This window comes from Atribacterota bacterium (assembly GCA_039638595.1).
Lineage (GTDB): Bacteria > Atribacterota > Atribacteria > Atribacterales > Caldatribacteriaceae > Profundicultor > Profundicultor thermophilus.
Genome location: JBDIWM010000022.1, coordinates 21,223 through 36,450 on the forward strand (window position 1 = coordinate 21,223; position 15,228 = coordinate 36,450).

Annotated in this window: 17 protein-coding genes; 3 read left to right on the plus strand and 14 right to left on the minus strand. The window is 47.0% G+C overall.

From position 1 onward, the window contains the following. A partial coding sequence (locus tag ABDK92_06545; GenBank protein ID MEN3186281.1) for a pyridoxal-phosphate dependent enzyme occupies nucleotides 1–459 on the minus strand: 459 nt, incomplete at its 3' end. 58 nt (nucleotides 460–517) lie between these two features. Between ABDK92_06545 and ABDK92_06550 the strand changes: the two genes are divergently transcribed. Next, entirely contained in the window at nucleotides 518–1,774 is a 1,257-nt protein-coding gene (locus tag ABDK92_06550; GenBank protein ID MEN3186282.1) for a hypothetical protein, read from the plus strand. On the opposite strand, the gene ABDK92_06555 is transcribed toward ABDK92_06550, so the two are convergent. From ABDK92_06555 to ABDK92_06575, 5 genes are read right to left on the minus strand one after another with little or no spacing between them, the layout of a single operon-like run. After that, complete coding sequence (locus tag ABDK92_06555) at nucleotides 1,698–3,731, minus strand: adenosylcobalamin-dependent ribonucleoside-diphosphate reductase (protein MEN3186283.1); 2,034 nt, start codon at nucleotides 3,729–3,731, stop codon at nucleotides 1,698–1,700. The genes ABDK92_06550 and ABDK92_06555 overlap by 77 nt on opposite strands. Then, nucleotides 3,728–4,375 (minus strand): HAD family hydrolase, encoded by a 648-nt coding sequence (locus ABDK92_06560; GenBank protein MEN3186284.1) that lies wholly within the window; start codon nucleotides 4,373–4,375, stop codon nucleotides 3,728–3,730. Before ABDK92_06560 ends, ABDK92_06555 begins: the two co-directional genes overlap by 4 nt. After that, nucleotides 4,375–5,424 (minus strand): histidinol-phosphate transaminase, encoded by a 1,050-nt coding sequence (gene hisC / locus ABDK92_06565; GenBank protein MEN3186285.1) that lies wholly within the window; start codon nucleotides 5,422–5,424, stop codon nucleotides 4,375–4,377. The genes ABDK92_06560 and hisC overlap by 1 nt, the downstream gene beginning before the upstream one ends. Next, complete coding sequence (gene hpt, locus ABDK92_06570; protein MEN3186286.1) at nucleotides 5,421–5,996, minus strand: hypoxanthine phosphoribosyltransferase; 576 nt, start codon at nucleotides 5,994–5,996, stop codon at nucleotides 5,421–5,423. Before hpt ends, hisC begins: the two co-directional genes overlap by 4 nt. Continuing rightward, entirely contained in the window at nucleotides 5,993–6,910 is a 918-nt protein-coding gene (locus ABDK92_06575; GenBank protein ID MEN3186287.1) for a cytidylate kinase family protein, read from the minus strand. The genes hpt and ABDK92_06575 overlap by 4 nt, the downstream gene beginning before the upstream one ends. Before the next feature lie 77 nt (nucleotides 6,911–6,987). Here ABDK92_06575 and ABDK92_06580 point away from each other — a divergent pair, with 77 nt between their 5' ends. Next, entirely contained in the window at nucleotides 6,988–8,202 is a 1,215-nt protein-coding gene (locus tag ABDK92_06580; protein ID MEN3186288.1) for a hypothetical protein, read from the plus strand. 15 nt (nucleotides 8,203–8,217) lie between these two features. Continuing rightward, entirely contained in the window at nucleotides 8,218–8,757 is a 540-nt protein-coding gene (locus ABDK92_06585; GenBank protein MEN3186289.1) for a hypothetical protein, read from the plus strand. Between the two features lie 10 nt (nucleotides 8,758–8,767). On the opposite strand, the gene ABDK92_06590 is transcribed toward ABDK92_06585, so the two are convergent. The 8 genes from ABDK92_06590 to ABDK92_06625 all read right to left on the minus strand — a co-directional run. After that, the gene (locus ABDK92_06590; GenBank protein MEN3186290.1) at nucleotides 8,768–9,535 is read right to left on the minus strand and encodes an ABC transporter ATP-binding protein; all 768 of its coding nucleotides are present in this window, start codon (nucleotides 9,533–9,535) and stop codon (nucleotides 8,768–8,770) included. Continuing rightward, nucleotides 9,492–10,271 (minus strand): ABC transporter ATP-binding protein, encoded by a 780-nt coding sequence (locus tag ABDK92_06595; GenBank protein ID MEN3186291.1) that lies wholly within the window; start codon nucleotides 10,269–10,271, stop codon nucleotides 9,492–9,494. Before ABDK92_06595 ends, ABDK92_06590 begins: the two co-directional genes overlap by 44 nt. Next, nucleotides 10,258–11,325 (minus strand): branched-chain amino acid ABC transporter permease, encoded by a 1,068-nt coding sequence (locus ABDK92_06600; protein ID MEN3186292.1) that lies wholly within the window; start codon nucleotides 11,323–11,325, stop codon nucleotides 10,258–10,260. The genes ABDK92_06595 and ABDK92_06600 overlap by 14 nt, the downstream gene beginning before the upstream one ends. Nucleotides 11,326–11,328: 3 nt before the next feature. Beyond that, nucleotides 11,329–12,222: a branched-chain amino acid ABC transporter permease gene (locus ABDK92_06605; protein MEN3186293.1), complete on the minus strand. Its 894-nt coding sequence runs from the start codon at nucleotides 12,220–12,222 to the stop codon at nucleotides 11,329–11,331. A gap of 53 nt (nucleotides 12,223–12,275) precedes the next feature. Beyond that, nucleotides 12,276–13,397 (minus strand): ABC transporter substrate-binding protein, encoded by a 1,122-nt coding sequence (locus tag ABDK92_06610; protein MEN3186294.1) that lies wholly within the window; start codon nucleotides 13,395–13,397, stop codon nucleotides 12,276–12,278. 63 nt (nucleotides 13,398–13,460) lie between these two features. Further along, entirely contained in the window at nucleotides 13,461–14,183 is a 723-nt protein-coding gene (locus ABDK92_06615) for a metallophosphoesterase (protein MEN3186295.1), read from the minus strand. A 1-nt stretch (nucleotide 14,184) separates the two neighbouring features. Then, nucleotides 14,185–14,799 (minus strand): V-type ATP synthase subunit D, encoded by a 615-nt coding sequence (locus ABDK92_06620; GenBank protein MEN3186296.1) that lies wholly within the window; start codon nucleotides 14,797–14,799, stop codon nucleotides 14,185–14,187. Continuing rightward, the coding region (locus tag ABDK92_06625) for a V-type ATP synthase subunit B (GenBank protein ID MEN3186297.1) at nucleotides 14,796–15,228 on the minus strand (433 nt) is incomplete at its 5' end. The genes ABDK92_06625 and ABDK92_06620, both read right to left, overlap by 4 nt.

Consider the following 15,228-nt stretch of genomic DNA (forward strand, 5'->3'; position numbering starts at 1 on the left):
GGTGTGCCGGTCGCCTACGAAGTGGCGCAAGCGCTCGCTGCGCCGCTCGATGTGTTGCTGGTGCGCAAGTTGGGGGTGCCCGGCCAGCCCGAGTTGGCAATGGGTGCTATTGCCGAACAGAGCAATTTTTCCCTGAGGGATGAGTACGACACAGGATAATCCTGCTCTTTTAGCATAGGCGGCTGCCGAGGCGGAAGTATTTCCGGTTGAAGCACACATGACCACCTCTTTCCCTTCCTCCTTGGCCTTAGCGATCGCCACCACCATTCCCCGATCCTTAAATGAACCGGTAGGATTCATCCCCTCAAATTTAAAAAACAACCTTCCCACTCCAACCTTCTTAAAGAGGCTTGAAGACGAAATCAGAGGGGTGTTCCCCTCCTGAAGGGTAATGAGGGGTGTTTTTTCAGTGAGAGGGAGATATTCAGCAAAGTACTCTAAAATCCCCGGCCAACGCAATCTTTACGGCCCCCTTTTCTCTTGATTTTTAATTCTTCATAGCATACCATAAAATGAAATGATGGAAAAGCATGTACTATTTTTGAGTAATGGATATGGCGAAGATTCTTTCCTGCAACTCATCGCCACCGCTTTTATTGAGGAAGCAAAACGTCAGAAAATCCCGGTCCGTCTCAGTTTTATGCCACTTGTGGGAGAAGGAAAACTCCTGCAAGACCTCTGCAGACAACACCCCCAACAATGTTCCCTTCTCAAAAGTTTTTTGCCCCTGCCCTATGGGGGTGTGTACCTCGGAAACGTCTTTCAGCGACTCGGTCGACTGATCTTCGATGTTCTAAGCGGTGGAGCGAAAAATACGCTCCAATCAATATACCACCTGGCACGGATCAGAAGAACGGTGGACATGGTAGTAGTCATTGGAGACGTTTTTCTACTCCTTCTGAGTTTCATATCCTTAAGGAAGAAAGCCTACCTTTTCGCCTGCGCCCATACCGCACTCCTCCATACCAAAGGAAAACCGTATGAACGTCTCGGAAAATTCAACGCCCATCTGCTCCATCACCTGGTTCAAAAAATCTATACTCGTGACCACCCCACCGCGCTGTGGCTTCAAAGTCTGGGAATTAACGCCTGTTACCTTGGATTCGTAGGACCACTCCTCCCCAAGAAAAATCCCAAGAGTCAGACTATCCTTTTCCTTCCCGGACATCGCGGTGATTGGAAAGAAAATTTTCGGTTCCTGGTTACCACCATCCTCCATACCCGCAGTCTTTTCCCTCCCTACCTCCCGCATTTTGTTTTTCCACCCGAACCATCAACTCTAGAAATCGAAAGTTTGGTTCGAGAAATCGGAGCAATTCCTTCAACCTCTTCTTTCTCCCTTGAAGGTCTCTCGGTTACCTGGAGTCAAGGAGATTACTTCACGCGCCTTGGTGACACCGCTCTTGTGGTTGGATTTGCCGGAACTGCATTAGAGCATGCAGCCCACTTGGGAATACCATGCCTTGAGCCCTACGCCACACGGGCGATTCAGGTCAACCGGTATTTTTTAGAGAAACGGCAAAAACTCCTCTTGCGCGAAGCATTGATTCAGGGAGAGAATACCCCAGAGAAAACCGCATCCATCTTGAAGGAAACAATTACCAACCTACCCCAAATGCAGAAAAAAGCCGAAGACTTCAGTAAAAGGATATGGCAGAACCAAAGAAATGGAGCGCTTTACATCGCCCAAGACTTGCTCAGCATTCTTTGCACTCTCCCTCCACTCCAAGATATAGAACCTGTGCGGGTCGACTCTGGTAACGGTATACGGTAATACCCTTGCACTGCAATTCATAAGCCAAAAGGTACACCGCGAGCACTTCTTGGGGAGTCGATTCTGCTGAGAGATTCACCGTTTTTGAAACTGCGTTATCAACATACTTTTGGAAAGCAGCCTGCATCCGAACATGGAATTCGGGAGGAATTTCCAAAGCGGTGAAAAACCGGGCGTGAAATTCCGGTGGAATTCCCTCGATTCCTTCCATGTTCCCTTTCTCAAGAATGTGACGCTGCAAAGTTTCTGAAATTCCGTAATGAGAAAACATTTCCTCTAAAAGAGGGTGCACCTCCACAATCTCCGTTTGCTCCAGAACGTAACGACGAAAAGCCAGAGCAAAAAGCGGTTCAATGCCACTTGAGCAGGAAGCAATCAAACTGATAGAACCGGTTGGAGCAATGGAAAGCAGAGTCGCATTACGAAGTCGAAGACCCCTTTTCGCCCAAATACTATCGGGATACCTGGGGAAGGTACCCCGCTTTTCAGCCAGTCTCATCGAAGCCAGCCGAGCCTGCAAAGCAATAAACTGGATAACCTCTTGAGCAACCTTCAAAGCACCCTCGCTGTAATAGGGAATCCCCAGCTGGATGAGCATATCAGCAAAACCCATAACTCCAAGGCCAATCTTTCGATTCCCTTTAACCATTTCCTCTACCAGAGACAAAGGATAATGGTTTGCGTCAATCACGTTATCCAAAAAATGGACAGCCTTCCATACCGTATCCTTCAATCGTTCATAATCAATCCGTCCCTCTTTCACCATCCGGGAAAGATTGAGAGAACCCAGGTTACAGGATTCATACGGTAGCAACGGTACTTCCCCACAGGGATTGGTTGCTTCAATCCTTCCCAGAGACGGTGTGGGATTATCACAGTTAATCCGATCCAGGAAAATCATTCCTGGTTCCCCACTCCTCCAGGCACTTTCCGCAATTCGTTCAAAAAGGGCACGAGCATTGATTTTCCTAACTACCTGTCCATTGCGGGGATTAACCAGTTCAAGCATATCGCCCTTTTTCACTTTTTCCATTTCTTCCTGTGTCACTGCCACCGAAAGGTTAAAGTTCTCCAAAAATTCGGATCGCTCCTTTGCTCGAATGAATTCTTCAATATCAGGGTGATTCAAACGCAAAATACCCATATTGGCACCGCGCCTTTTTCCTCCCTGCTTCACCACCTCAGTTGCCGTATCAAAAATCCTCATAAACGAAACCGGTCCAGAAGCCCGTCCGCCAGTACTTTGAACTAGATCCCCCTTGGGACGTAAATGAGAAAAGTTAAACCCGGTTCCACCTCCTGATTTATGGATCAGAGCCATTTCCTTTAAAGTATCAAAAATCGAGTCAATGGAATCCTCAATGGGCAATACAAAACAAGCAGAAAGCTGTCCAAGAGGAGTTCCAGCATTCATGAGTGTGGGGGAATTTGGCAAAAAAAGCAGCCCGCAAAGCAGAGTATAAAATTCTTCAAAGGTCTGGTCTTCTTCCCCACCGTAATTCTTTTCCACTGCCGCAATGGCTTGCGCCACACGCTGCATCATTTCTTTTGGTGTTTCCACCACTTCTCCTTCTTCATTCTTGAGGAGATAACGCTCCTGCAAAATTCGCACTGCATTGAGGGACAACTTCAAATCGTCCCGAACACCAAAAAGTTGCCATTTGGCCTCGCGAAGATTTCTCCGTTTTTCCCGATACAGGATATACGCTCGCGCCACATCTGAAAGTCCTTCCGCCATGAGCACGTCTTCCACTCCATCTTGAATCGTTTCCACACTGGGCAAAATGCCGGTTACCCGCTGGGCCAGAACATCAATGACCTTTTCAGTCAGCCGCTCGGCGAGTGCTTGATCTTTTTTCCCACAAGCAGAAAGCGCTTTGAAGATAGCATTGGTGATTTTAGAAGGAGAAAACTCCTCTACTTTTCCATCTCGTTTCAGGACTTTCTCAAATCTCATCGGTACACTTCCTTTACCCAGTCAAAGAACTCTTCGGGCTTTGCAAAAAACCGGTAAGCTCTGACCTCGGGGGCCCTCTCACGATGAAACGAATCCCATAAAACCATCACAAAGGGAACTTGAGCACCTGCTGCAGCCTGTGCATCAAGAGGTGAATCACCCACATACACTGCTTCCTCTGGTTGCATACCAAAAAAGGAGAGAATTTGCCAAACCCCTTCCGGGGAAGGTTTGGCATGTTCAACTTCGTCTCCACAGAGAACAAAATCGAAGAGCCTTCCAAGATTGAGTTTCTCCAGGGTCATCATCGCACTTTTCCGACCTTTAGAGGTAAAAAGGGCTTGTTTCACACCCTTCTTTCGCAAAAACAGAATGGCCTCCACCACCGGCGCAAAGACTTCCACCAGTTCCTGATGTTTTTTCTCATAGAAGGCGTAAAATTCCTGCAACGCTTCTTCTTTCTTTTCATTCCCCACTATTTTTGCAATCACCTGGTCTTCGGGAGGTCCATAGAGGCTCACGATTTCAGCCGGACTCATTGCACGACCAGTGTATTTTTCCGCCACCCAAGAAAAGGCTCCCCACAGAAGCGGGGAAGTACCCACCAACGTGTTATCCAGATCCCAGATAAAAAGTTTAAACATCAAAATAACTCCCTTACGATTTCTCGCATATTATGGAGCAAGGCTTCCATCTGCTCATCGGTACCAACGGTGATTCGCAAACAGCTGGGCCATTCTCCGAAATATCGCACCAGAATCTTTCTTTTTTTGAGCGCTTCGTAGAGAAAACGTAGGTCGTATCCCTCTCTTCGAATCAGGATGAAATTCGCCTGAGACGGGTACACGTAAAATCCCATCTCCTCCATCTTTCTGGTAAACCAGGAACGAGTACGCCTGATTCGCTCCACATTTTCCATGGCATACGCAATCTCTTCCAGAGCAACCTCGGCCCCGACCTGAGAAAGAGTGCTCACGTTGTAGGAATCCTTAGCTTTCAAAATTTCCCGCAGTGTCTCGGGATGTGCGAAAAGAAAACCAATGCGTAAACCGGCCAGAGAAAAAGATTTAGAAAGTGTCCGCGCTACAAGCAGATTCGAAAACCGAGGAAGCAGAGAAAGAACGCTCTCCGGAGCAAAATCCACATAAGCTTCGTCCACCAGCACCGGACATGAAGACATACGCAGGAGCTCCTCGATCTCCTCTTTGGGAATGTATGTCCCGGTGGGAGAATTTGGATTACAGAGCACCTTCAGATTCGCCTTTACAGTGATAAGCTCTCCAGGGAGAGAAAAATCCTCTGGAAATGGGATTTCTCGAGGCTCAGCTTCTTGAAGGAGCACCAGAGTTCTATAAAGCGTATACGTAGGGAAAGGATAGGCTACCACATCTCCCTTTCCAGCAAAAACTCGCAATACTATGTTCAGGAGCTCGTCTGAACCATTCCCCACCATCACCCATTCTCTGGGAAACCCATAGATTTTCTCAATTTGCTCTCGTACCCGGTCACTGAGAGGTTGCGGATAGAGTGCAAGAGAAGCATGGGAGAGGAACTCAATAAGCCTTTCCACAATCTTGGGAGAGGGAGGGTACGGATTTTCATTGGTGTTGAGTTTAATATATCCCTCCTCTTGGGGTTGTTCTCCCGGCACATATCCTTCCATCTTCCGAACGGCTTCACGAACAAAATTCACTGCTTTCCTCCTTTCCCCATCTTTTTCAGTATCTGGGTATCTCGTCCAGTCGGATCGTATAACGTGTATACTCCAAGGAGATTGCGAAAATCACCTTTAAAATCCAGACCATATCCAACCACATAAACGTCCGGAATCTCAAAGCAAAAGTAGTGAATTTCCACCTCGACAATGCGTCGACTCGGACAGTTCAAAAAGCTACATACTTTGATACTCCTAGGAAACCTTTTCTCTAATTGGCGCTTCAGAAAATTCAAGGTCAATCCCGTATCCACAATATCTTCAATAATCAAAACATCTCTCCCCAAAAGGGGTGTATCCGCATCCTTTTCAATTTCCACCCGCTGTAAACCAGGTTTAAAGGGAGAAAGGGCCATAAAATCGATGTCAAATGGCACTGAGAGTGTTCGGCTGAGATCCACCGCAAAATACACTGCCCCCCGTAATATCACGATCAGTAAGGGTCTCCGGCCTTCATAATCGCGGCTGATTTCTACACCAACCTCCTGTACCCGTTTTGTGACTTCCTCTCGGCTAAAAACGAGGTTTCCCAAACGAGTTGGTTCAGTCATTTACTCCCTCCAAATTTGCGCACAATGTGCTGGTAGTCTCGAGCATAGATGAGTTTTATCTTCACCTCGGGATAAAGTTCCTTGAGCCGACGCACCTTTTTATTTTTCTTCCAGGTTAACTTTTGTTTTTGAGTCGTCAATTCGATAAAAAGATCAAAATCAGGCAGGTAAAAATCGGGAGCGAACGCCTCGGTCACATTGCCTTCGCTGTCCCAGGCTAAAGGAAAAGTCCTCGGTTCGTAAAGCCAACGGATGTTATAAAAGTTGAGAAGCCGGGCAAATTCTTCCTCCGAAGGATGGGAAAATACCACTGTTTCTTTGATGAAATTTTTCTCTTCAAAGAGCGACTTTTGTTTTCCAGAGATGAACAATCTATCAGCCACTTTTTTCATCGCTTCCATTATCAGATTACAGGCTTCTTCTACCCGGTACGAACCAGTATTGAGCACCAAGTGGTAATAAAGAGGATTCCTCCAATCAATCCCAAAATGGCGCAACAAAAACCTCTCTCTCTGTAGATCCTGTTCAGCAAGAATACGCGCCGCAGTGACTTCGTCCTGATGGTATTTTTCCATAATCCTTCGGAGACGAATCTCCGTTGGGGCCACAATCAAAAGATGGAAGGCCGAATCAAGACCTTCGAGAACTCTCTGTCCTCCTCTTCCCAAAAGCACAAAAGCCCGTTTTTCGGCTCGCTCCTGAAGAAATGAGCGCACCGTGGTCATCCATTCCTTTTGCATCTGGTCATCAAGAGGTGGTTCGGCCGGAAAGCCAGGCTTCCAATCTTCTAAAACTGAAACCCATTTTTCTCGGTCAATCATCTCGAAACCCAGTTTTTTGGAAAGCTTCAGGGCAATTTCATCCCCCAAGCTCTCTACTTCTCGTGAAACCGTGACAATCGAAAAGTTTCCCACTTTATTTTCACCAGCTTTTATTATACTATTAAAAAAGCGTGAAGAATTGCTCACCGCAAAGGGGGTATCCCAACAAAATGAAAAAAAGTCACCAGATTTTTTTTGTAGCCTTCCTCTGGATACTCATCATCACTCATCAAACCAACGCTTCAGAGAAGCTCCTTTTTTTGGATTATACCCAGAACGAATCCATCCTCTCCCTCAAAGAATTCTTCGCCCATGAAGCAAACCTCATCGTGGTTGTCCCCCCTGAACCTCTCCCTCCCCAAGAAGAAATTACGAAACCCGTCTCCTTAGAAAAATTAGCCTCACTCGCCAATCTCTTTTTTGTGGCTTACGAAAAGGATTCTTTGCTCTTTGTAGAACTAATTGATCTCCATTTTAGGCAAGAAATTTTATCTATGGTACGCAAGAAAGAAGAAGGAAAAACAATGGAAGCAACGTTAAAAGAGAAGATGCGAAAAATTCTGGCTCTTGAACCGGAGATCAAAATTATTTTTCCCCGTGAAACGAATGGTCAGTTCCTGCTTCTGGCTATTGACCCGCAGGGAAAAAGAGAGGTACTGCTCACTTCCTTCCTCTTTGGACCAGCGGAGGGCCTCACCATGAGTCCCGATGGTCAGTTCCTCGCCTTTGTAGCGAACCAGGGTCATAAAAAAGCCATCTACCTCTTTGCGATGCAGGAGCGCGCATTTCAGTGCCTCAGCCCCTGGGAATGGAGCGATGCTTCTCCCTCGTTTTCCGAGAGAGACCGGAAAATTGTTTTCGTCTCCGAGCGCAACACAAAAAGGGGGTTCTTTACCATGAATCTGGATGGCTCCAATCAACGTCTCCTCTTTGAAAAGGAAAATCCAGTCGATGCCCCATCATTTTCCAGAGATGGTCAGCGATTCATCTACTGCGAACTCACCGGGGGGAAGTGGCAACTCAAGATAAAGAATCTTCTTTCCCAGACCGAAGAAACTCTTGATTTCCCTGGTAATGTTTTTCAACCAACCTTTATGTTCAATGGACAAAATATTGTTTTTGTTGGCGAGATCAATGGAATGTATGACCTTTACCTTTACAGCGTATTCGAAAGAAACATCACCCGACTGACGGTGGACAACTTTCCCAAAGCTCATCCCGCTCCTTCCCCGGACGGGCGATGGATAACTTTCAGAGGCCAGAAAGAAGGTAACAATTGGGACATCTTTGTGTTGGACCTCTACAAAAGGAACCTCATCTACCGCCTCACTTCTTCCTTGGCCCAAGAGGGAGATCCGGTATTCACACCCTATCCGATTTATTAAAAGGAGGTAACACTCATGAAAAAGGTACAATGGTTGAAGTTTGCCCTCATGTTTCTCGTCGTTGCCATAACCATCGGAACCATTGGTTATGCTGGAGCATCAGTACGAAAATTGCCCACCTTCAATCTTTACACCCTCCAAGGTGAAGAGCAGCGTATTCCTCTTTCATCGTGGTCTTTGCTTTATTTTTTTTCTCCCGATTGTTTCTCCTGTCTCAACACGGTACTCCAGTTCCAAAATAAACTCAAGGGAAACGATACCCTCCTCTTTTTTCCAATCTGTTCGGAATGCGACTGGCGGGCGTTGCAGAATATCCATGAAAGTTTGCCCTTTGAGATGAAGATTTATTACCTTGCTCCCCGAGACCGGGTGATTTTGGGTATATGGAATACACCGAGTCTCTTTCTCCTTTCACCAACCGGAAGAGTGGTCCAGCGCTGGGACAAAAATGTGAGTTATGAGAAAATTGCCCAAGCTCTGTCAGTCTTGATGGAGAAAAAAGTGGCTTCCCAAAAAAAGACCCAATCTTCTTGCACAGAAAACATTTGCGAATAGGGAGTTAACCCTATCCCTCTCCAAGATAGGCTTTTCTTACCCGTTCATCAAGAAGAAGATGTTTTCCCTCACCCCGCAGGGTAATGCGACCAGTCTCAAGAACATAAGCATAATCAGCAATCTCTAATGCCGCTTTGGCGTTTTGCTCAATAAGGAGAATCGTTACCCCTTCTCGATTCAGGGTGGTAATGATCTGAAAGATTTCCCTGACCAGAAGTGGTGCTAATCCCAAAGAAGGTTCATCCATCATGAGAAGCCTTGGACGAGACATCAAGGCCCGGGCTACAGCCAGCATCTGCTGTTCACCACCACTCAATGTCCCTCCTTTTTGCCAGGTTCGCTCGCGAAGACGAGGAAAGAGGGCAAAAACCCAGTCAAGATCTTTTTTTACTTCCTGACGGTTCTGGCGAATGTAACTCCCCAAAAGAAGATTTTCCATCACCGTAAGATTAGGAAAAATCCTCCTCCCCTCAGGAACCATGACAATACCAAGCTCCACAATTTTGTGCGACGCTTTCTCCGTCACATCTTCACCCCAAAAATGAATCTGCCCCCTCTGGGGTTTTACAAGACCAGATATCGTCCTCAAGGTGGTACTTTTACCGGCACCATTCGCTCCAATGAGGGCGATGATTTTCCCCTTCTGTACCTCCAGGGAAATCCCTTTCAAAGCATGAATCCCACCATAGAAAACGTGTAAATCCTCAACCTTCAAAACTGTACTCTGGTCCATTTCAGCCTTCCACTCCCAGATACGCCTCAATAACTCGAGGGTCATTACGAATTTCTTCTGGAGTTCCTTCGGCAATTTTAAGTCCAAAATCCATCACTGCGACACGTTCGCAGATTCCCATCACCACTTTCATATCATGCTCAATGAGAAAAATGGTCAAGCTGAACTCTCTCCGAATTTTCTGAATAAATTCCATGAGCTCCTGTGTTTCCTGGGGATTCATTCCCGCCGCTGGCTCATCGAGAAGGAGAAGCTTAGGATAAGTGGCTAGGGCTCGAGCAATTTCTAGACGCCTCTGTTGCCCGTAGGGAAGCGATCTAGCACTTTCAAAAGCCATATCCTTCAATCCCACCGCTTCGAGGAGCGCATAGGCTGCTTCCCGAACCTTTTTTTCTTCCTGTAAAGAACGAGGGAGGCAAAACATAGAGGACAAAAAAGAACTTTTGGTGCGCACATGAAAGGATACCAGCACATTTTCCAAAACGCTCAAGTCACCGAACAACCGAATATTTTGAAAGGTTCGAGCAATCCCCAAAGCAGTAATTTTATCCGGCGATAGACCTGTAATTTCCCGACCGTTAAACCATACTTTACCCCTGGTGGGAAAGTACTGACCACTAATTAAATTAAATACGGTGGTCTTCCCTGCCCCATTTGGGCCAATGAGGCCCACGAGATCCCCTGGAAATATTTCCAGAGAGAAGTCATTGACTGCAAGCAATCCCCCAAAAGCAATGGTCAGTTTGTCAAGATAGAGCATCCGGGAATCACGATATTCCATGAACGTTTCTCCCCCTGGACCATACATTCACAAAATCCTGCCAGGATAGCTCCCGTCGACCAAAAAGACCTCGACGATAAAAAATCATCAGCAAAACCAGTATAGCCGAAAACACCACCATTCTCATGCCTGGAATACCCGGAAAAGTCCAGGAACCAATGACGTGAGGTGCTTCTACTTCTCGCAAGCCTTCCTGCAAGAACGCAAAAAGAATCGCCGTCACCGTAGAACCAGTAAGACTCCCCAATCCACCCAGAACGATGATGATAAGCAGGTTGAAAGTCATGGTGAAAGTGAAAAGCGTAGGAGAAACGGTGCTGATTAACGTTACAAAAAGTCCCCCTGCCACACCGGCAAAGAACCCACTCAAAGCGAAAGCCAGAAGTTTATGGCGAAAGAGGTTAATACCCATAGCTTCAGCAGCGACTTCATCTTCACGAATGGCCTTGAGTGCCCTTCCAAAACTTGAATTGACCAGATTTTTAAGCGCAAAAACGGTCCAGAACGCCCAGTTCACCGTCCACCAGAGGTTGGTATATTCGGGTATGCCCTTAATTCCCAGAGCCCCATTGGTAAGGGGAATAAGATTATTTGCCAGAACAATGATAATCTCTCCAAAGCCAAAGGTTGCTATTGCTAGATAATCACCTCTAAGCCTCAAAGTGGGCACCCCAATGCAAATTGCCACCAGAGATGCCAGAAGTCCACCCAAAACAAGGGCTAAAAGGAAAAGGGAGGGAGGAAAGCTGAAGGCACTAAAGGGCCACATGAGCGGTTGCAAGAAGTACACTTCCTGTTTTTGCGAAAGAGGCAACATGAGTAAAGCCACCGTATACCCACCAATAGCCATAAATCCATTCGGACCCAGAGAAAACTGTCCCGTAACGCCGTTCACCAAATTATATGCCGTTGCTGCCACGACATAGATGCAGGCGGTGTTAAAAATTCTCACTAAATACGCATTTAAATGATTCTGCGCCCACCACACTCCCACCATCAAAAGGACAAAGAAAAATCCAGTCAGCAGGAAATTCCTTTTTTCGACCTTGGACATGAATTACACTTTCTCCTTCAATGTTTCACCCATAACTCCACTTGGTTTGACCAGCAAAAACAGAATCAGCAAAGCGAACACAAAGGCATCCCGATATCCAGTAAGATTTGGAAAGAAAGCCACAATCAAAATCTCTGCCAAACCGATGATAAATCCTCCAATCATCGCCCCAACTACATTTCCAATCCCTCCCACCACCGCCGCAGTAAATGCTTTCCACCCTGGAAAAGTGCCCATGAGAGGATTAATTTGGGGATACTTGCACGCCCACAAAACACCACCAATACCAGCCAATGCAGACCCCAGAGCAAAGGTATAAAGAATAATACGGTCCACATTGACTCCCATGAGCCTTGTGGTTTCCATATCCCTTGATACCGCCCGCATAGCCATACCCATTTTGGTTCGATAGACCAGGTAAAACAGCACCAGAAGAATGGCAATGCTGAAAAGGGGTACCCAGAAAGTCACTCCCTGAATACGTGCTCCAGCAATAAAGTAAACATTTTTCATGAGCTCAGGACGAGGAAAACCCTTGGGACGGGCTCCCACCGTAACCAGCCCCAGGTTTTCGATGAAAAAAGACACTCCCACAGCGGTAATCAACGCAGAAATACGCGGGGCATTCCGCAGAGGACGATAAGCAACCCGCTCAATGGTCATACCCACGAGGGCACACAAACCTACCCCAATGACTACTGACAGCCACCAGGGAAGGAGAAAAACTCCAATCATGAAAAAAGCAAAGTAGGTACCCAACATAAAAACGTCACTATGCGCAAAATTAATGAGACCCAGAATCCCATATACCAGGGTATAACCAATCGCCAGTAAGGCATAGAGACTCCCTACCGAAATCCCATTCATTAACTGCTGAAAAAAGGTTGTCCAGCTCATTCCTCTTCCTCACTAAAAAGGCTACGGGGCGTACGCCCCGTAGCCAGAACATCCTACTCTACCACGACCGTCTTGACGAAATTGAATTTCCCACCTTCTACCTTTCGCACCACCACTGGTTTAACCGCGTCACCGTTTTCAATGGTGACTTTACCGGTCACCACCTCAAGGTCAGCCGTCTCTTCTATCATATTCCGAATGGCTACAGGATCTAAGGAGCCAGCTCTCTTGATGGCGTCGACGAGAATAAGATACGCATCAGCACCCAGGGCACCAAACATGTTGGGATCTTTGCCATATTTTTTCTGATAAAGTTCGATATACCTCTGACCCACATCATTCAGACCCTTTGTCGCATCCCAGATAGCAGTATGATAGAGACCCTCTACCGCATCTCCTCCCACTTCGAATAACTCTGGAGCATCAGCACCATCCGCCGAGAGGATGATTCCCTCAAACCCCAGGTCTCTTGCCTGACGGGAGATGAGTGCAATTTCAGTGTAATAATTTGGAACGTAGAGAATATCAGGGTTCGCATTAATGATGGTGGTGAGCTGAGCTGAGAAATCCTGATCTCCAGTCTTACAGTTCTGTTCTACCACAATCTTTCCGCCTCGTTTTTCAAACTCCTCTTTAAAGAAGTTCCCCAAAGCCACGCAATAATCCTGAGCAATATCCGAAAGAATTGCTGCTGTCTCGGCCTTAAGATCATTCCGGGCAAAGACCGCAGCTGCTGCAGCCTGGTAGGGATCAAGGAAACAGGCTCGGAAAACGAATTTCTTCCCCTGCGTTACCAGGGGATTGGTGGCTGTAGCCGAAATAACCGGAATTTGTTTTTCCTCACAGATTGGTCCCACTGCCAGCATGCTCCCACTTATGGCTGGACCAATCATCGCCACCACCTTTTCCTTGTCAATAAGACGGGTGGCAGCATTCGCCGATTCTACCTTATCGCTCTTATTATCCACCAGAACCAATTCAACTTTTCTTCCCCACACCTCATCACCAACAAGTTCCCGTACTAAATTGATCCCCTCCCAAATCATCTGCCCATACGCTGCCACAGCTCCGGTCATCTCCAAGTTTGCCCCAACCCGAATGACATCCTGAGCCCAAACACAACTTGTAAAAAGAACCAAAATCATCACTCCAAAATACTTCATCCACCCTCGCAAAACAAACTCCCCCTTTCTCGTTTTCTATGGTGTAAAAGTAACACGCCCCCTGTCCGTTGTCAATCACCTACCCTCCCACAGTCGGTATGCAAGACCCTCAGGAAGTCCAGCTTGGAGGATTTTTTGAGCCGCTTTTTCAATGTCATACTGTACCCGCTCTATCCTCACCCTTTGCTCTTCCACATCATAAATACCAAAACTCGCTTCAGGATTCCCATCCCGGGGTTGACCAACACTTCCACAGTTAATGAGATAACGCTTCTCTGGAGAGAGAATAATTTCTCCCCCCTCTACAAAAGAAATCCGTTCCACCCTCCCATTCTGGTACACATACCCTTCAGCTACATGGGTATGACCAAAAAAACAGACCCAAAACGAGAAATGTTCAAAAAGAGTGTGAGCCGAAGAGACACTGGTTAGATACTCTTCCACCGGTTCCCGTAAACTCCCATGCACCCAGAAAACGTCGTCCTGGCGATCCACATGGGGTAAGGACTGAAGAAAAAGGACACTGAAAGTGCTCAGTTGCTCTCGTGTCCATAACACCGCTTCTTGGGCTTGAGGGTTAAACCAGGATAACGGCAAAATACCCAAAAGACAAGCTTCGTGATTTCCCATCACCATTCTTGCCTTTTTGGCCATAACCCATCGCACACATTCTTCCGGTTGAGCTCCGTATCCAACCACATCTCCCAAAACCACTACTTCTTCTACCGCAATGGACGAAGCCACAGCACTCAAAGCATCAAAATTTCCATGAATGTCCGAAAGAACGGCGATCCTCAACTCATTTCAGCGACCCCTTGATACGCATGATGCTCACTACCGCCGAGCGAGCCAGCTCGTCAAGCTTAAGATTGATATATCGTATGGTTTCCTCCAAACTTGGTATCAGCACATATTCGAGCGCATTGACCCGGCGACGTGTCTTCTCGATCTCCACTGCCAGTAACTCAATGGTTTTTTCCACCTCGGCAAGCTTCACAAGAAGCGTCAAAACCTGGAAAAAGGAGCCAAACGCAGCATCGATTTCTGCGGGAGTGCTGACCAGTCCATAGTTGTAGGCGCTTCCTTCCACCTTGACTTCGAAGTGGGGAACCCTCACTCCAGTAATTCTTCTGGTACTCACTTCAAGCACCAACCGCTGTCGGGAGAAAACGGTAATCAGTGCTTTATCTTCTTCAGAAAGCATCAAAGAAGCCTTATTCTGCGCCTCAAAAGCTCGAACGACTTCTCTTTCAATCTGGCGGCGCAGATTGGCGTTCTCCCGGACTACTCGCACAAAATCCTGAATCAGCGCATCCAGCTTATCCTTGAGAAGCTTATGCCCCCGACGTGCCACGCTCAGGCGATTTTTGAGCTTCATCAACTCCATGCGGTTCGGATTCACATTCAGTCTCATTCCGAACCCCTTCCCGTTTTCTGATCATAGAATCGGGCCAGATATGCATCCCGAATACGCTTCAGTTCTTCTCTGGGCAACATTCGCAGGAGATCCCACCCAATGTTCAGAGTCTCATCGATACTCCGGTCCTCATATTCACCCTGCCGCACAAATCGATCTTCAAACCGCTCAGCAAACTTCATGTACAGACGGTCAAGCTCAGTCAATGATGCTTCTCCCAGAATGGTTGCCAATTCGAACGCTTCCCGTCCTCGAGCATAGGCGGCAAAAAGCTGATTGGCCACATCAGAATGATCCTCTCTCGTCTTCCCTTTACCAATCCCCTTGTCTCGAAGACGAGAAAGAGAAGGCAAAACATCAATAGGTGGATACACCCCTTTACGATGTAATTGTCGGCTCAAAATAATCTGGCCTTCGGTAATGTAC